This window comes from Paenibacillus sp. FSL W8-0187 (assembly GCF_037969755.1).
GTDB lineage: Bacteria > Bacillota > Bacilli > Paenibacillales > Paenibacillaceae > Paenibacillus_AQ.
Map to the genome: position 1 here is coordinate 890,525 of NZ_CP150206.1, position 18,677 is coordinate 909,201.

The following is an 18,677-nucleotide window of genomic DNA, read 5'->3' on the forward strand; positions in this document are numbered from 1 at the left end:
GTGAAAGGCAATCTATTCTGGAGAAAAATGAGGGGCAAGCTGCGTCAAGACTGGACCATTGCAGCTCTGTTTCTGGCACCAAGTCTGATCGGTTTTTTAATCTTTTATCTCGTTCCGTTCGGCATGGGATTTCTCTATTCGTTTCAGGATAGTACGATCGATGGTTCATTTGTTGGATTGGATAATTACAATACATTGCTTGCAAGTTCTTCCTTCCGCAAGGCAGCGACGAATACGTTCCTGTTCACAAGTGTGAGCGTGCCCCTTATGATCTTGGTGTCATTGTTGCTTGCGCAGTTGTTAAACAAAAAGTTATTTTTTCGGAATTGGCTGCAAACGGCTTTTGTATTGCCACTTGTCGTACCCGTAGCATCAATCGTTATGATCTGGCAAATTGTATTTGACTGGAACGGAACCTTAAATGCATGGTTGCAGAACTTCAATGTGGAGCGGATCGATTGGATGAAATCGGAGTGGTCCATTGGTGTACTGGCCATCGTCTATACGTGGAAAAATATTGGCTACAACATCATATTGTTTCTAGCGGGGCTGCAGAGCATTCCCAAAGACTACTATGAAACGGCAGATATCGAAGGAGCGGGCAGATTTCATAAATGGTTCCATATTACCCTGGTTTATCTGACTCCAACGATGGTATTTGTTTTTCTGATGTCGATTATTAATTCATTCAAAGTGTTCCGCGAAACATACCTGATTGCAGGCGATTATCCACATGACCGCATTTATATGTTGCAACATTATATGAACAACATGTTTCTTTCTCTCGATGTTCAGAAATTGACAGCTGCTGCTGTGTTAATGGTAGTTTGCATTCTTATTTTCGTCATAATGATGTTAGCTGTCGAACGTCGTTTTAGGAATTCCATGGAATAGGCAAGGTGGTTGGGAAATTGACTTTCATTCAAAAGCTTAGTCTATCGTTAATGATGGGTGTGCTGGCTTTGATGATGCTGTTACCGATTGTGATCACGGTCTCCAATTCATTCATGACGGAGGCCGAAATCGAATATAACTATCATCTCATTGGCCAATTGATCAATATTGAAGCAGGGGAAAAGGATGGATTTATTAATGTAAAGCTGCTTCCTGATTGGGTATCTTTCCGCCAATATGCGGAGGTACTGGTTCACAAACCTGTGTTTCTCCAAATGTTTTGGAATTCTGTGTTTATGGTCGTACCTATTATTGTTTTGCAAGTGCTGGTTGCGTCATTAGCTGCCTATGCGTTTGCAAAGCTGAGATTTCCGGGACGAGACAAGTTGTTCTTTCTATATGTTTTAACGATGCTTATGCCATTTCAGGTGACACTCGTGCCCAATTATATCATTGCCGATAAGCTGGGACTTATCAATACAACCTCAGCCATTATATTGCCGGGTATATTCAGTGCTTTCGGTGTATTTATGCTCAGACAGTTCGTGATGCATATTCCGAATTCTTATATTGAAGCGGCCAAAATCGATGGCGCGGGGCATTTGAGAATTTTTTATCAAATTATTGTCCCGCTTGTCCAGCCGGGAATGGCTGCGCTCGTCGTTTTACTATTCGTTGATAATTGGAATATGGTTGAGCAGCCGCTTATTTTTCTTGAGGATGCATTTAAACAACCGCTGTCTCTGTATTTGTCGCACATTAATAAAGATGCAAGGGGCGTCGCCTTTGCTGCATCCGTCTTATATATGACTCCGATGGTGCTGTTGTATTTGTACGCTGAGTCATATTTTGTACAGGGCATTCAGCTATCAGGAGTTAAAGGTTAGTTTATTACGGGGGGATATGAATGGAAGTGCAACTTGCTAGTAAAACGATATCTGGACGCAAACGGAGGATTCGCATCTTCTTTGGCTTATTTGTGTTGCTACTCGTTGCATTGACGTTGTTTAGCAATACTCTTAAGGCGTTAACGCTCCCTAAGGTTGCAGTTACAACACCGGAAAGAGGGGAGTTAAATCATACTTTTCAAGGTATGGGAATTGTGAAGTGGCGAGAGACCGCAGCTTTATCGGGCGCTGTCGGAGGCAAAGTTGAGAAGGTCCATGCCAAGGAAGGCAAAACGGTTAAGAAAGGAGCGATCCTGGTTGTTTACAACCAACGGACCCTCCAGCGTCAGATTGAGGATGAAGAGACGCAATTGAGCCAGTTCATGCTTACGCTAAAGGAGCAGCAAGATAGTTATAAGGAAGCTTCACTAAGCGACGATGAGAAAACAATCGTAAAAGCTAAAAACGATATGAAGAGGACTCAAATGGATATCGATGTCCAAAGACGGAAAGTTCATAGATTGCAGGAGGATTTGCAAGAAAACAGCACATTGATTGCACCTTTTGACGGGATCGTTACGAAGATTAATGCAGTGGAGGGGCTTGAGTCGAAAAGGGAAGAGTTCGATGTCATGATCGCCAATTCGAAACTCGGCTTTGAGTTTGAGTTTACTGCTCCAGCGACATTAATGGATAATCTGGAAAAAGGAGCAAAATTGAATGTTCGAATAGGTGGCAGTAATGCCAGACAAGTCGAGGGGAGCATTGAGGATATTAAAGATACCGAACAACCGCTTGGTGAACCGGAAAACGGCGGAAACACACCTGCTTACACAACACCTATGAAGCAACTGGTGATTGCTATTGTGGATAAGGAGCTAAAGGGCGGAGAGCCGGCAGAGACTCAGTTGATCAAAACGGTGAATGATTTGATCCTAGTACCGAATGAAGCTATCCACAAAGAAGGAGACCAATCGTACGTATTGGGTGTCGAGGAAAGAAATGGACCGTTAGGCAACAGCTTTGTTGTTAAAAAAACCTATATTACGATCATGGATTCGAATGAAAACCAATCGGCAGTAGACGGTTTAATGGAGCATCAACCGATCATTGTAGAGAGCAGTGCTCCGCTGCAAGAAGGCGATAAGATTCGTTTGCACTAAATTATTTTTATCGGGAGGTACATTGATGTACAGGCCAAAAAAGATATGTATGACCATGATGCTCAGCGCTGCGGTGTTGAGTCAATTCGTTGCCGTTAATACATATGGGGCATCTGCGGCTAATGCGTCCGGTTCCAAATCCGCTGCAGCTGCTTCTATGTTCACACTGGATAAACTCGGTTCGGTCACATTGAAGCAAAACGTCAGTGTGAAGCTGACGGGGATGGATATGATGACTGCGCCTGACGGCAATATTCTGGTATACACGCTTCATTACAGTAACCGTAGTAACAACAGAATAGATCTGATCGATTATTTCTCCAAGGTTTCCACGCCGAGTGGCGCCATTGTAAAAGGAAAAACAGTCACGGGTGATGCTGGTAAAAGAACGCTGCATGCAAATAGCAGTCAATCCGTGACGTACTATGTGAATATTGGAAAATCGTCACAGATAAACGGAATTAAGGTTTCCATGTTCGGATGGGATTTTAGCAGCCCCACTTATGATAAAAGACTGGGTGGTTTCACGATTCCTGCCCATTATTCATCTGTTGTTCCTGTAGGCAAGAGCAAGCAGATTAAGATGAATAATTATTCCGTTACGGCCAAGGCAGATACCGCGCAGAGGTATAAAATCAATGGAAAAGTATATATAAAACTGGGGATGAAACTCTCGAATGGAGGAACCACGGTACTTAGCGATCCCGGATATAAAGCATATCTAAAATCGGCCGGCGGCTCGGCATTCGAGCTCTTGCCTGATTCAGCCAGCACCAGCTACAAGCTCCAGCCTCAGGAGAGCAGAATCATCTACTATTGGACAGAGGTTCCTTCCACGATGAAGACGAATGGCATGACATTACAGCTCGCGCTAGAAGACAAAGAGTTGAACATAAATCTTCCGGTGCAATCGTTCAAACTTCCTGCGGCAGCTTCCGATCATGCTGTTGCTAATGGCAAAAGCGCAAAGGTTATGATGAAACAGCTGCCCGTTACGGTCAAGGCTGAAAGTTTGCAACGAATGAAAGATAATGGAAAAGTGTATATGAAGGTCGGGGTTCATCTCGCAAACGGAGGAAAGAGGGTGCTAAGCGATCCTGGATTTAAAGCACAACTGAAGTCAGTCGGCGGCTCGGTGATCGAGCTTGAGCCTGAGGATGATACAGGAGGAAGCTTTAAGATCCAGCCAGGGCAGAAAAGAACGATATACTATCTGGCTGAGGTGCCTTCCAATCTGAAAACGGACCATTTGACGATGCAATTCACCCAGGAAGACGAAGGTTTGAAAATGACGCTCCCGGTAAAAACCTTCAAGCTTCCTGCCGTTAGCGCTGACGTGCCTGCGGCTAATAATGCCGTCAAAAAAATATCCATTAATAACAGTACGATTGAAACGCAATTGAAGAGTGCTTCCGTATTTGCTGAGAATGATACCGGGAAATGGAGCCTTCAATTCCGCGTTAAAAATCTCGGTCAAAAATCAGTGAAGCTGCCAGCTTACGAACTTTCCATCCGAACTGCGGAGGGTTACAGCATACCGGTAAATACGAAGGCGTTTGAGAATGTTACGTTGAAGCCGCTGGAGGAGAAACTTATTGATCTCGAGGCAGATGTACCCTTGCACATGAAACAGAATATGCTGCAGCTGCAATTAATGGAGCCTGCTATGGAAGGGAAGATCCGTTTCCCGACGGCTTTTTATAAAATTCCTTATGCTCAAGAAGAGAAGAGCCATCTGGGCTTGGAGAACATCATGGAGAACAGTCATGGAACATTCGGCGTAAAGCTAAGCTTGTATCAACGGCTGCCTTGGGGAGACGGCGATCAAATTGCCGCCCGGATTAGTATTCGCAACACCAAAGACTCGACCGTACAGCTGCCTGAGCTAAAAGCCAAGGTTAAGGCTGATATGCGTGATTTGAGCAGTACGGCTCAAATGGTGGTGCCAACGGATCAAACGACCTTGGCGCCTAATGAAACCGTAGAGATGTATGTGCTTGCCAAGGTGCCATATTCCTATAATTTCAATCAATTACGAATGGAGCTGCAGGAAGTATCAGAAGAGAAGGTCACGAAATTTCTGTCGCTCAATACCAAAGCGCTCAACAATGTAATGAATCAGGTCGCTGCAGGCGAATCATACCGTATTTCTACTCCAGGCAAGAAAGCGGAAATCCGTGAACGCATGTCTACGGTTTACCAGGGAAGCAGCTCCAATTTGATGTATACGGAACTGGAGATGACCAGTCAGGAAACACGTTACTCCAGGCAGGCACAGTTGGTGGCGTACTACAAAACACCGGACAACGAGTATTTTGAAGCAGAAATCAATCAATCGACCGACAAGACAAGTCCGAATGGGAAAAATCTGGTTACGGTTTGGAGCAAGCTTCCGCTGGATGTGAATACTTCAGAACTTGTGCTTTATATCGGCGAAGGTGTGGCCGACGGAAAACTGACAGCTTTAGGGGAAGAATCAACAGGATCGATCAATACCATGGGATTAGCCTTAAGGCCTAGAGCTATAGATCCGGGAGCGAGTTTAGGAAATGTGGAATTGTTCCCGTACAGACTGTCCATAACGAGAGGGGAAGCTGAGCTTAGCAAAGGGAAGGATCGGCTTGATACTGTCATTCATTATAACCTCTCCAGAGATGGCGATTACGAGACAGGCGAATATGAACACAAGCTCATCATGGAGATGATTGACCCGACCGGACAATCCACAGAGAAGACGTTGACACTCGGCACCGATTTGACCATCGGCAGCAATAAATCATACGCCATTACATTGAATAACAACTTCGGCAAAAATGTAAGCGGAGGGACTGTTCGCATCAACCTGTATGATGAGTTCCAGGGGCGGAGAATGCTGCTTGGAAGTCAGTCGTATCCCATTATTTATGAAGAGACCCCAAGCGAAGGAACTGACAAGGCGAACGATTAAAGAATGAGCGGCACATATACCTGTTAAAACAACCCCGAAATAAAATTCGGGGTTGTTTTTATTAAAGAGGCAGCCAGTTCGTAGTGTAAGAAATGCATCATGCCGCGAACCTTTGGAGGGCGAGTTATTGCATAAAAATAGTAAAAGATATTCACGAGTTTCTTTCTAATTATGATATCATAGAAAGAGTTGTGAGTTGCTGGAGTAAGAAAGCGGAAGACAAAGGGTGTCAAATCGGTATGGCGCAAACTATCAACTCACATTGAAAATAAAGGAGATTACATAAATGAAAAATTGGAAAAAAATGCTCTTGTCCCTCGCGATTTCGGTTGGGCTAATCGCTTCGGCAGTACCTGCCATGGCTGCCCCACAACAACAGCCGGCAGTAAAAGTGGATAACCAAGTTGTTCAATATTCGCTTGGCACACCGATTATAGATAAGGGCACAACGCTTGTTCCGCTCAGAACAACGCTTCAGGCTCTGGACGTGAAACTGAAGGGTACAGCAGATGACACGATCCATGTCGTTGTGGATGGCAAAACCATTACCCTAAAAGGTAAGCTGAAACAAATCAATGGCGTAACCTATGCGCCAATTCGAGTTGTTGGGGACGCTGCCGGTTATAAGGTTAGCTGGGATGCGAAGACTCGCGCCGTTCTGCTGGTTTCCAAGGAAACAGAAACCGCACAAGCTGGCGGCCGCGGCTTCATGTGGGAAGTGGAGAGCAACGGGAATACAGTGTACCTTGTAGGCTCCATGCATATCGCGGATGATAGCTTCTACCCGTTACGTCCGGAATTTGAAGAAGCATTTGCCGAGGCCGACTATCTCGGTGTCGAAATTGATATCAGCAAAGCGGCTGATGAAAAGCAGCAGAAACTGATCATGGATCTGGGAATGTATCAGGATGGGACAACCTTGAAGGACCATGTATCCAGTGAGACCTATGCTAAGCTTGGCGGAATTCTGAAGCAAAGTGGCATGCAGCCGAATGCACTTGATGCATTCAAGCCTTGGGTTGCCGAAACCACGATCAGTAGTCTGAAATCCGTAAAAGCCGGGTACGAAGCATCAGCTGGGATCGACCTGTATTTCATCCAGAAGGCCATCGAACGCAAAGTTCCGATTCTGGAGCTGGAATCCTACGAATCCCAGCTGGGTATGTTTGATGGCTTCTCCAAGGAGCTGCAGGAGAAAAACCTCAATATCGCCCTCGATAACTTCGACGTACTGGACGAGAGCGTGAACCAGATGGCCGAAATGTGGAAAACAGGCAATGACGAGCAGCTGCTCGAGTTAACAAACAGCATGTCGGGTGACGAGGAATATAACAAAGCAATGCTGATCGACCGCAACATCGGCATGGCAGACAAAATCGACGGATATTTGAAAAACGGCAAAAACGAAGAGTATTTCATTGTGGTAGGGTCAGCTCATTATCTGGGTGAGCATGGCATTGTGAAGCTGCTTAAGGATAAAGGCTATACGGTTGTTCGCAAGTAAAATAACTGCAGGGTGGTAGTCTTCGGGAAACAAAAAACCTTCCAATGATCGTCATTCGATCATTGAAGGTTTTTTGTTGTTCTTGCAGGTATATCCGTGACAAATGATGAGTAGAGCAAAACTTGCTCCCTCTGTGTAAGTTGATCTTGGAAGGGGGGCGATTACCTTCCAGCGTAGGTATTTTCCCAACCAAAAATTTCATGATGTTTCAGAGTCTGGATATCGGCTACAAACCGTTCTGTATCAGCTTTTGGCAGACTTCCCGTCAAATGGTTTCAGCAGCGGCAATCAATGCAGCGCTTTCATTTTTCCAAAAAAACAGTTGATAATTGAGAAATCATCCTCTATGATAATGTCATCAGACCGGATATGAAAATTAAAGCACTTTAACTTTTATACATACATCATCCTATGAACCCTGAAAACAGGGGGAACTTTATATTGAAAGTTAAAGCGTTATAATTTTCAAAATAAAAAGAAAGGTTGGTGTTTCCGTGACCCATCGCGAAAGCCGACGGCAGACGTTATACATGTACCTCTTCATCGCTCCATGGCTTATCGGTTTCCTGGTGTTTGCCTTGTATCCGATTCTGTCATCCCTTTATTACAGTTTCACGGACTATGACATTATCCACCCACCGAAATATGTCGGCCTGGCGAACTACACCGAAATGTTTCAAGATGATCTGTTTTGGAAATCCGTTGTGGTAACGGTGCGGTATACGTTTATAAGCGTACCGATCCAACTGTTGCTGGCACTAGGGTTTGCGCTCCTGCTCAATACGAAAATACCGTTCCGTGGATTTTTCCGGACCGCCATGTATTTTCCGAGCATGGTATCCGGCGTAGCGATGTCACTGCTGTGGTACTGGATTTTCAATCCATCGATCGGTCTGTTCAACTACGTTCTGTCCTGGTTCGGCATCAGTGGCCCGTCCTGGCTTATGAGTCCGGATTATGCGCTTTACGCTCTGATGATTATGTCCTTCTGGACAGTAGGTTCAGGCATGATTCTGTTCCTCGCAGGACTCATGAGCGTGCCTGCAAGTCTCGTGGAAGCCGCCAAGCTTGACGGTGCGGGGCGCTTCCGGATTTTTCTGAATGTGACACTCCCCATGATATCACCAGTGCTGTTGTTCCAGCTGATTATGGGTGTCATTGACTCCTTCCAGGTATTTACGCAAGCGTACGTCATGACCCAGGGCGGTCCTAACTACTCGACATGGTTCTATGTTTACAACCTGTACACCAGCGCCTTCAAAGAATACCGGGCTGGATACTCATCCGCTCTCGCGTGGGTTCTGCTGATCGTTGTCATGCTGTTTACGGCACTAATTATGAAATTCTCGAACCGTTATGTTCACTATGAAGGAGGCGGACGCAAATGAGAACCATTCCGACAGCCAGTCCTTCGGCTTCACCTTCTACGAATAAACGCCGGCGCAAAATCGATGTCGTAAGCATTGCCAGCTTTATTGCCTTAGTGGTTACTACCTTTCTCATGCTCCTGCCTTTGTTTTTCATGGTTTCGACCTCGTTGAAATCGAAGAAGGAACTCCTGAAGTTTCCTCCAACCTTTTTACCAGATTCCTGGCAGTGGAGCAACTACAAGGAAATTTTCGAAACGCTAAACTTCGGTCAAATGTACATGAACAGTCTCATTATCGGCACTTTGACCGTGGTCGGCACTCTGTTGTCGTCGGCGCTGGCAGCCTACGGCTTTGCCAGATACCGGGGCAAGGGCAGCAACCTGTGGTTCATGTTGATGCTCAGCACCATGATGCTTCCTTATCCAGCGATTATGATCCCGCAGTTCATTCTTTTTTCCAAGCTGAACTGGATCGATACGTTCTTGCCGCTGATCGTACCTGCATTTTTCGGCTCGGCATACAACATCTTTTTGCTGCGCCAGTTCTTCTCCACGCTGCCGGATGAGTTGTTTGACGCCGGACGCATGGACGGTTGCAGCGAGCTGCGGATGTGGTGGCGGATTGCCTTGCCTCTGTCTGGTCCAGCACTTGCAACCGTTGCCATCTTTGCCTTCATTTACAGCTGGAACGACCTGCTGACACCCGTGCTCTACCTAAGCTCATCGGATAAATTTACGCTTCCGGTCGGTATGTCTTCCTTCACCTCGTCACGGTTTCGCATACCGCCGTGGCATCTGCTCATGGTTGCCTCCGTGCTCGCCATGCTGCCGATTGTCACCTTATTTGCGATAGCCCAGAAACGATTTGTTGAAGGAATTGTACTTACAGGCATCAAGTGAAGACCCTGCCGCAGCGGCGGCAAACAAACTTGAGTATATGGGGGACTGTAGTTCATGAAAAAAAGAAGGATTAAAAAGACCTATGCACTTCTGCTTGCGTTCAGCATGCTCGTCGTATTGGCATTGTCCGGCTGCACCGGCGGCAAATCAGCGGGAGAAGTGGCTCCCGAAGGCAAAGGCGACAGCGGCGGTTCTTCAGGCGAGCAAGTAACCATTACGCATTACACGATGGATTCGGAAGACCGGACTTTTATTGAGAAGCTGGTTCCGGACTTTGAAGCCAAGCACCCTAACATCAAGGTCCGAATAGAAAAGGCTCCTTACGAGCAGTTTGATAGCAAGCTGCAAACGCTGATCGCTGGCGGTAAATCGCCTGACGTGACAAGCCATTATGGCTACGGCGGCTTTGCGGAATATTTCAACAAAGATATGCTGCTTGACATGAACGACATTATAAAGGAAGACGGCTTTAAGGCATCCGATTACAGCATCCCGGAAGACCTCATGGACATCTATACCATCAAAGACCATGTATACGGGATTCCGGTCAATATGTATGTGACCCTCATGCTCTATAACAAAGACATGTTTGATGCTGCCAATGTTCCTTATCCTCCAAGCGATTACGAGGACAAGAGCTGGACGTTTGACAAAATGGTTGAAGAAGCCAAGAAAATGACGCATGTATCCGACGATATCGCTAAAACACAGTATGGCGTCGACTTCACATGGTCCGAACGCGATATGCGCCCGCTGTATTTCGGCGTTGAGCCTTACTCCCAGGATACCTGGACCAACGGCGGTGTGCCTTCGGAGACTCATTTTGATTCTCCTGAAGTGATGGCAACCTACAACAAACTGTTTGACTTGATTTTGAAGGATAAGGTTTCCCCGACGACGGAATGGAGTAAGAGCGTAGCCGGGCAAAATGGCGATGCATTCGTAACCGGCAAGGTTGGCATGACCGTCAGCGGCTCCTGGAGCCTTGCAGGCTCCAATGACTTTCCGTTCGAGGTCGGCGTGGCTGCAGTTCCTGCCGGCGGCAACGACAAGATCCGCAGCGTGCTGTTCGTCGATCCACTCTTTATTCTGAAAGGTTCCAAGCATCCGAAGGAAGCTTTTGAATGGATCAAATATCTGGTCAGCGAAGAAGTTCAGGAAAAATCCATTGACCTGAGCGGCGGCAATCCACCTGTCAATACGAAGGCAGCTGAAGTTTATTACAAGCATTTTGAGGGCATCGATCCGGAAGATGTGAAAAAGGTGTATGAAGGCGCTGTGAAATACGGCTTTGAATCCTATAATCACTTGATCACCAACTACTCGCAAATCAATGACATGTTCATCAACGAAATGCAGCCGATCGATACCGGACACAAGACCGTTGAAGAAGTGATGCCAACGATTCAGAAAAAAGTCATGGAAATTATCAAACGTTAATGCAGACTATGGTACCGCCCCGAAAGGGGCGGTGCATCTGTTAATTTAGCTTCGCGGCCAGGCCTCCGTCCATGTATACTAGTGTTAAGCCAATGTAAACGTACGGAAAATCCGCCGCAAGGAGTATAAACAATGAAGGTTAGTATATTTGACGTAGCAAAAAAATCAGGCCTGTCCGTTGTAACGGTGTCACGTGTCTTAAACGGTGCCGAATCTGTTCGAGAGAAAAACAGACAAAAGGTTCTGGAAGCCATCAAGGAGCTTGATTACCGTCCTAATGCTGCCGCTCGGAGTTTAGCCCGCGGTAAGACAGGGATTGTCGGTTTGATCGTGACCACCCTTCAGGACTCCTTCTTCGACGCTGTGGTCAAGGAGTTGAATGAAGTGCTGGCACTTCACGGTTATTTCCTGGCCATTTCGGTCTCTACGGGCATAGGTTCTGACGAAGCCCATTATCTGATTCAGGAAGACCGCGTGGACGGACTGATTCTGCTCTCGCCAATGGAAGAAGACAACTATATCGTGGAATTGAAACGGCGCAATATCCCTTATGTCCTGATTGACAACCAGAAGCCGGATAATGACGCTTTTTCCGTCACCATAGACAACTACAAAGGCGGTTATACCGCAACGAAGCACCTGCTCGATCTCGGCCATACTTCCATTGCGCATTTAAGCGGGCAGGATATGTTCCGCAGTACGAGGGAACGCCGAAGCGGCTTTCTGCAGGCACTTAAGGAAAAGAGCCTGGCGCCGTTCGAAATGATTACGGGCGATTTCGAAATCGACTTTGGTTATGATATTTGCCGCAAATGGCTGCAGGAAGGGCGACTTCCTTCCGCCGTATTCGCAGGCGATGACAATATCGCGCTCGGGGTCATAAACGCTCTTCTGGAAGAAGGCATCCGGATTCCAGAACAGGTAGCCATTGTCGGCTATGACGATCAGTATATCTCATCCAAGCTGCGCCCACATTTGACAACGGTCCGGCAGCCTACTGACCGGATTGGGCTTGCCGCAGCGGAAATGCTGCTGAAGCGTATGGATGGTACGATGAAACGCGGGGGCAATGTTCGGATTGACCCTGAACTTATCGTGAGAGAATCTACGGTTATACCTGCAGAATAGTCAGTTGTTTCATTCAAAGAAGAGTGCCTGGTCCCCGTATTTACGGGGACTTTTTCTTTTTATCGAGTGTATGAGTAGATAAGCATGCAGCTTCAAATACCATACATCGGTTAATAGTACAATGACTCGATGGGGTGATTTTTTTGTTTTTCACCGAGTTGTCGGAAAGATACGATTGTTTGTTGAACGAGAGGCTTTCGTGATTCATTTGAGACATTGCTTCGTTATAATAACGTTTAAATATCGGGTATGTACTTATTAGGGTCAATCCCGATCAACGAATGAACAGGGTTTGAAAGGAGGCAGTATCTCGTGGTTATAGATACGGTGCTGTGGAGCAAATGGCTGACAGGGCTAACCTTGGCGTTTCATGTCATTTTTGCCACAGTTGGCGTCGGTGTTCCGTTAATGATTGCCATTGCCGAATTTGTCGGTATACGTAAGAAGGATCCCCATTACATGCTCATGGCCAAAAGATGGACGCGAGGATTCGTTATTTCGGTGGCGGTTGGCGTGGTGACTGGAACGGCGATCTCCTTGCTGCTCGCGCTTGTTTGGCCGAACTTTATGCAAGTGGCGGGGAATGTTATCGCCCTCCCGTTATTTATGGAGGTTTTTGCATTCTTTTTTGAAGCCATTTTCCTGGGGATATATATGTACACGTGGGATCGGTTCCGCAACCCGTATATCCATTGGCTGCTGACGATTCCGATTGTTGCCGGGGCAGGCATGTCCGCTGTTTTTATTACGACGGTGAACGGATTCATGAATCAGCCTGGAGGCTTTGTCATGGAGGCAGGCCACTTTACGGCGGTTAACCCGCTGCAAGCGATGTTGAATACGGCGACGCCTTCAAAAGTATTCCATGTACTAACCTCGGCCTATTTGACGGGAGCTGCCCTGCTGGCGGGAATCGCAGCCTACGTTATTCTGAGAAAAGGGCCCTCGGCATATTACAAGAAAGCATTGAAGCTCATGATGGCGGTTGTTCTGGTGTTCAGCTTGCTGACAACCTTAGCCGGGGATATGTCGGCCAAGTTTTTGGCGGAGCATCAACCGGAGAAGCTGGCCGCTGCAGAATGGCATTTTGAAACGGAAAGCGGTGCGGATTTGATATTACTGGGCTGGCTTAATGCGGAGCAGAAGGTAATGGGAGCCATCCACATTCCGAAAGCACTCAGCTTCCTGGCCTTTGGGGACTTTGATGCCGAGGTAAAGGGGCTGGAGGAGTTTCCGCTTGATGAAAGGCCGCCTCTGCTGGTCCATTATTTGTTTGATTTCATGGCCGGGATCGGTTTTGTTATGTTAGCCGTTGCTGTCCTGTATTTCCTGTTTTTGTTCTGGAAGAGACGCAATGAGCTCAACAAGTGGCTGCTTCGGGCCATTGTTTTTAGTGCGCCTCTCGCATTTTTGGGCGTTGAAATGGGCTGGTTCTATGCGGAGCTCGGGCGGCAGCCGTGGATTATCCGCGGATATATGCGCGTAGAGGAGGCGGCTACGACTTCACCGAATGTGAGGATTCTCTTTTTCCTCTTCCTGCTACTGTATATTGTTCTTGGGACCATGTGTGTCTTTGTCCTGAGACGTTTGTTCCGTAACAAACCGGCAGAAGCCGAGCTGGACGAGTTCGTGAAAGAGAAACGCGATCAATCCACGGGAAAGGGTGAGCCGGTATGATCCATTACGAGTTGATAGGCATCTCTGTTCTTTGGCTGTTTTTATACGGCTATTTAATTATAGCTTCCATTGATTACGGCGCCGGTTTTTTTGCCTTCTATGCCCGTCTGACGAAGCAGGACCACCTGATCAATCGATTGATATCCCGTTATTTATCGCCGGTCTGGGAGATTACCAATGTGTTTTTTGTTTTTTTCTTTATCGGCATCGTCGGTTTTTTCCCGGACACGGCCTATTATTATGGCTCTGCGCTGCTTATACCGGGAAGCATCGCCATTATTCTGCTGGCGATCCGCGGCTCCTTTTACGCGTTTGAAAATTACGGCTCCAAAGAAAACATCGTGTATCTGTTTTTATATGGGGCCACAGGTTTGCTCATTCCGGCCTCCTTGTCGGTAGCATTAACGCTTTCCGAAGGCGGTTTTATTGTGGAAAGAGGTGGAGCTGTTTCTCTGGAATATTGGACGCTGATGACGAGCCCGTTGTCGTGGAGCATCGTCGCATTGGCCATCGTATCGGTACTGTTTATAAGCGGGTCGTTCCTGGCCTTCTACGCCTCCCGAGCGGACGATCAGCCAGCGCTAAAGCTGGTGCGGACATATGCCCTGTTCTGGAGTACGCCAACCATTATTGCCGCGCTCACGGCATTTATTTTCCTCAGTCAACATAATGAGCGGCATTTTCAAAACATGATGGATTTATGGTGGCTGCTGGCGCTTTCCGTTGGTTTTTTCATGATAGCCATATGGCTGCTGTACAAAGGACGCCGCTACGGACTCGCTTTTATTTGTGTCATGCTGCAATTTTTCTGTGCATTTTTTGCATACGGTATCGGGCAATATCCTTATATTCTGGATCCGTACATTACCATTCAAAGCGGAGCCACGCATGAGTCGATGGGTGCTGCGCTTGTGGCGGCCTTTATCGGCGGCCTCTGCCTGCTGATTCCGTCCCTTATACTGGTCTTCAGGCTATTCCTGTTTGATGCGGATTATGTAAAAGGCAAAAAATAATAATCGTGCGTGGGTATCACTTCATTTAGGAGTACCTTGCAGTGGTTTGGTATAAAGGAGGGGAGTTACTTGAAGGGGAAAACCAGTCTGCTGTCTCAGCAAATGTCCGCGCAAAGGAATCGTTTGATTCTCTTGGGGTTCATGTCGCTTGCGCTCGGTGCAGCCATGATAGGCCAGGCCGCGCTGCTCGCCGAAGCGGTCCAGAGGATTTTTGTGCAGCGGGCTTCCTTTTCGTCGGTTGTTGTCATACTTGGCGCATTGCTGGCTGTGATGGCTGCGCGGACGCTGCTGTCTTATGGAAACGGGATCATTGGCTTGCACATGGCTGCAAGCGCCAAGACGGAGATGCGAGCAGCGGTGCTGCGTAAGCTGGCCCATGCTTCCGTAGCTTCAACGCTTCGTGGACAAACGGGCGGAAAGGTCAGTGTGGCGCTGGATGCGGTGGATGAGGCGGACAGTTATTTCAGCCAGTATATGCCGCGTATGATAGAAGCCGCCATCATTCCCGTCCTGATTCTGGTCATTGTTTTTACTAAGCATATGAATTCCGGCTTGATTATGCTGGTTACCGCCCCCTTTATCCCGATATTTATGGTGCTTGTGGGGCTGAAAACGAAGAACAAATCGGAGGAGAAATTCGCACAGCTGGCCGAGTTTTCCGGTACGTTTCTCGACTCTCTTCAAGGGCTGGTTTCGCTCAAACTGTTTGGTCGGACAGATCATCAGCAACAGGAAATTGAACGCAGCAGCCTGGGCTATCGGGATGCAACGATGGGCATTTTACGGATTGCGTTTACCAACACCTTCATGCTGGAATCCATCGTTATGCTTAGCATTGGCGTTGTCGCACTTGAGCTGGCGCTGCAGCTGCTGGTTTTCAAATCGCTTTCCTTCCACACTGCCTTTTTGATCCTGCTGCTGGTGCCCGAGTTTTATAGCCTGCTAAAAAACACGGGAACTGCTTTTCATAGCGGTCGTACCAGCATGGGGGCTGTCCGAAAAGTAGAGGAGATGCTCACGGAAACAAGGGAAGCAGGAGCAGTGACAGATGGGCAAGAGGGCGCCGGGAAAAAGGGCAGAACAAACAGGGGTGATCAGATTGATACGGCGGATAAGCCTGAGACAGCCGACTTGGGTTTGATTCGGATGCCGCCATCCATCGAACTGAGGGATGTCCGGTTTCGGTATGGGCCGGATTCGTTCGAGCTTGCAGCCGGCTCCATGTCGTTTGGACCAGGGGAGCAAATCGCCATTGTTGGTAAAAGCGGATCCGGTAAAACCACTTTGCTGCATGTGATTGCCGGGCTGCTTGCGCCGACGTCGGGAGAAGTGCTGGTGAACGGACGTCCGCTTGCGGGGTACGATGAGGCTCACTGGTTTGATCATGTTAGCTACATTACCCAGCATCCGTATATTTTTGCCGGCACGTTTGCCGACAATATTGCGATTGGTGCGGGCAGGGACGCCTCCAGGGGCGAAGTCGTGCAGGCGGCGGAGGCCGCCGGACTAGCTGCGGTTGCAGCCGAGTTGGAACAGGGCTATGACACCTTTGTCGGCGAAGGGGGCCGGGGGTTGTCGGGCGGTGAGAAGCAGAGGCTAGCGCTGGCGCGTGCTTTTTTGAAGCGGCCTGCCGTTATTTTGTTTGATGAACCCACCGTCGGATTGGACTTGCACACCGAACGCGTCTTACAGCGGTCCATTGCCGAGCTTGCAAGCAAGGCGACCATGATTACCGTGGCGCACCGCTTGTACACGATACGACATGCCGACCGAATATTGTTTATGGACAACGGAGTGCTGCTGGACAGCGGGTGCCATGATGAGCTTCTTGCGCGTCTGCCCCAATATGCTGAAATGGTGGATGCCCAGCGGAAAGGGGGACTCGCATGAATGAGCTGGCTATTTTAACCAAGGCGATGATTCAGGAACGGAAGGATATTGCCATCGCCATCATCGGAGGATTCGTTGCCGGCATCGCAGGTGTATGTCTCTTCGCCGCAAGCGGGTATCTGATCTCCCAGACTGTATTTGCCCCGCCGCTCTATACCTTGATTGTGCTGACGTCCCTGGTAAAAATACTTGGTCTGCTGCGGGCGGCAAGCCGCTACGCGGAACGCTTGTATTCCCATCGGGCGACATTCTCTCTGCTCAGCCGTTTGCGTACATCCTTTTTTGCCAAGCTTGTTCCTTTGACGCCAGGGATATTGGGCAAAAAACGGAGCGGAGAACTGCTCGCACGGATCGTCGGGGATGTAGAGAGCTTACAGCATTACTTTCTGCGTGTCGCCTATCCGCCTGTCATTGTTGTCATGGTCTTTCTGGCTACGATTTTGTTTACTTCCGCCTTTTCATTCTGGATTGCCTGTTTGTTTGTGTTGGGGATGCTGGCAACGGCTTTTGTGGTTCCTGCACTTGTTCTTCTTGGACAGAGAAGGATATATGGCCGCGTTCGCCAAGAGCGAGCGGCGCTTTCCACAGAAGTGACCGAATTGCTTTACGGTTTCCGCGATTTGAAAGTATACGGGCAAATGAACAAGCGCGAGCAGCAGCTGCAGCGTACCTCCGCCGCATTGGCAGCGGAACAGCAAGCGGCAGCCCGGCACTTGCTGCGCGGGCAATCACTGCATATTTTTGTAACGTATCTGATTTCGTGGGGCGTACTGATTCTTGGCGCCTATTTGATTATGGACGGCTCGCTTGCCGGCGTGTTTCTCGCCATGCTGGTCATGGCTTCGCTTACGGTGTTTGAAGAAGCAGCGCCAATGGCCACACTGCCCGCTTATAAGCTGGATAGCGAACATGCGGCTAAGCGGCTTGCGGAAACGGTTCTTGCCGCAGATAGGCAGCCGCCGCAGCCAAGCGGTGTCCTTTCCGTCGAGAAAGCCGTTTCCATTGAGCTAAGCGGTGTTTCATTTCAATATGAAGATGAATGGCGTCCAGCGCTGAAGGACATTTCCCTCTATCTTCCGCCGGGGTCTAAAACCGCTATTGTCGGTCCGAGTGGATCAGGGAAAACAACCCTCATCGAATTGCTGCTCAAGCTGCGCACACCGACAGACGGCCAGATTCGTTTAAATGATACATCGATTAAGGAACTGGATGAAGCGAGCATTTGGCAAGCCTCAAAGGTAGTGCTGCAGCACAGTCATTTCTTTCGGGGCACCGTTCGGGACAACCTGCTGTTGAATGAGGAACATCATTCCGATCAGGCGTTGTCGGTTATGCTGGATAAAGTACAGCTGCCGAATAAGTCCCTGGACGATATGGTATATGAAAAAGGGGAGAACTTGTCGGATGGAGAGAAGCAGCGCTTAGCCTTGGCCCGGGCGATGCTCCGAGAAGGACGGTTATGGCTTCTGGACGAACCGACGTCTTCACTGGATTACGTTACGGAGCAGCGTGTTTTTCGGCATCTGTTGGCGCAAGCGGATAACGATACGCTTCTTCTGATTTGCCATCGGCTGACCGGCTTGGAAGAGATGGACCGGATTCTGGTGATGGACCAAGGCAGAGTCATTGAAGCGGGCACGTATTTAGAGCTGATGGAGCAAAAGGGATATTTTTATGAAATGAAACAAATTGAGCTGCAAATGATCGGCGAAGACGGGTAGATCAGTACAACAAAATGATTAAGTTAACGAGATTCACTTCCGAACACTCCTCTTGGCAAAGAATTATTCGATCTCCACCATGACATGTATCAGAAATCGTGCGGAGTAGAAGATGCGAATATACAACGTTAAGAAAGCCCAAAT

Annotated in this window: 13 protein-coding genes; all 13 read left to right on the forward strand. The window is 48.1% G+C overall.

Annotated elements, in window-relative coordinates; all coding sequences use genetic code 11:
* The first annotated feature begins 27 nt into the window (after positions 1-27).
* The 13 genes from MKY48_RS03930 to cydC all read left to right on the forward strand — a co-directional run bounded on the left by MKY48_RS03930 (position 28) and on the right by cydC (position 18,533).
* The gene (locus MKY48_RS03930) at positions 28-894 is read left to right on the forward strand and encodes a sugar ABC transporter permease (RefSeq protein WP_339293470.1); all 867 of its coding nucleotides are present in this window, start codon (positions 28-30) and stop codon (positions 892-894) included.
* A 50-nt stretch (positions 895-944) separates the two neighbouring features.
* Positions 945-1,781 (forward strand): carbohydrate ABC transporter permease, encoded by an 837-nt coding sequence (locus tag MKY48_RS03935; RefSeq protein WP_339293471.1) that lies wholly within the window; start codon positions 945-947, stop codon positions 1,779-1,781.
* 20 nt (positions 1,782-1,801) lie between these two features.
* Positions 1,802-2,944 carry an efflux RND transporter periplasmic adaptor subunit gene (locus tag MKY48_RS03940; protein ID WP_339292315.1) on the forward strand — a complete coding sequence of 381 codons (1,143 nt, stop codon included), beginning with the start codon at positions 1,802-1,804 and terminating at the stop codon, positions 2,942-2,944.
* Positions 2,945-2,969: 25 nt separating this feature from the next.
* Entirely contained in the window at positions 2,970-5,891 is a 2,922-nt protein-coding gene (locus MKY48_RS03945) for a hypothetical protein (RefSeq protein ID WP_339292316.1), read from the forward strand.
* A gap of 286 nt (positions 5,892-6,177) precedes the next feature.
* Complete coding sequence (locus MKY48_RS03950) at positions 6,178-7,395, forward strand: TraB/GumN family protein (RefSeq protein ID WP_339292317.1); 1,218 nt, start codon at positions 6,178-6,180, stop codon at positions 7,393-7,395.
* Positions 7,396-7,889: 494 nt separating this feature from the next.
* Entirely contained in the window at positions 7,890-8,783 is an 894-nt protein-coding gene (locus MKY48_RS03955) for a sugar ABC transporter permease (protein WP_256720821.1), read from the forward strand.
* On the forward strand, positions 8,780-9,664 hold the full coding sequence (locus MKY48_RS03960) for a carbohydrate ABC transporter permease (RefSeq protein ID WP_098741848.1): 885 nt from the start codon (positions 8,780-8,782) through the stop codon (positions 9,662-9,664). The genes MKY48_RS03955 and MKY48_RS03960 overlap by 4 nt, the downstream gene beginning before the upstream one ends.
* A gap of 54 nt (positions 9,665-9,718) precedes the next feature.
* A complete protein-coding gene (locus MKY48_RS03965) occupies positions 9,719-11,104 on the forward strand; it encodes a sugar ABC transporter substrate-binding protein (protein WP_339292318.1) in 1,386 nt (461 codons plus the stop codon).
* Between the two features lie 132 nt (positions 11,105-11,236).
* Positions 11,237-12,232, forward strand: a complete 996-nt coding sequence (locus tag MKY48_RS03970) for a LacI family DNA-binding transcriptional regulator (protein ID WP_215163307.1) — start codon at positions 11,237-11,239, stop codon at positions 12,230-12,232.
* 312 nt (positions 12,233-12,544) lie between these two features.
* Positions 12,545-13,909: a cytochrome ubiquinol oxidase subunit I gene (locus tag MKY48_RS03975; protein ID WP_339292319.1), complete on the forward strand. Its 1,365-nt coding sequence runs from the start codon at positions 12,545-12,547 to the stop codon at positions 13,907-13,909.
* Positions 13,906-14,922 (forward strand): cytochrome d ubiquinol oxidase subunit II, encoded by a 1,017-nt coding sequence (locus MKY48_RS03980; protein WP_215163309.1) that lies wholly within the window; start codon positions 13,906-13,908, stop codon positions 14,920-14,922. Before MKY48_RS03975 ends, MKY48_RS03980 begins: the two co-directional genes overlap by 4 nt.
* Before the next feature lie 69 nt (positions 14,923-14,991).
* Positions 14,992-16,812 (forward strand): thiol reductant ABC exporter subunit CydD, encoded by a 1,821-nt coding sequence (gene cydD, locus MKY48_RS03985; RefSeq protein ID WP_339292320.1) that lies wholly within the window; start codon positions 14,992-14,994, stop codon positions 16,810-16,812.
* Positions 16,809-18,533: a thiol reductant ABC exporter subunit CydC gene (gene cydC, locus MKY48_RS03990; RefSeq protein WP_339292321.1), complete on the forward strand. Its 1,725-nt coding sequence runs from the start codon at positions 16,809-16,811 to the stop codon at positions 18,531-18,533. Before cydD ends, cydC begins: the two co-directional genes overlap by 4 nt.
* Positions 18,534-18,677: the final 144 nt, after the last annotated feature.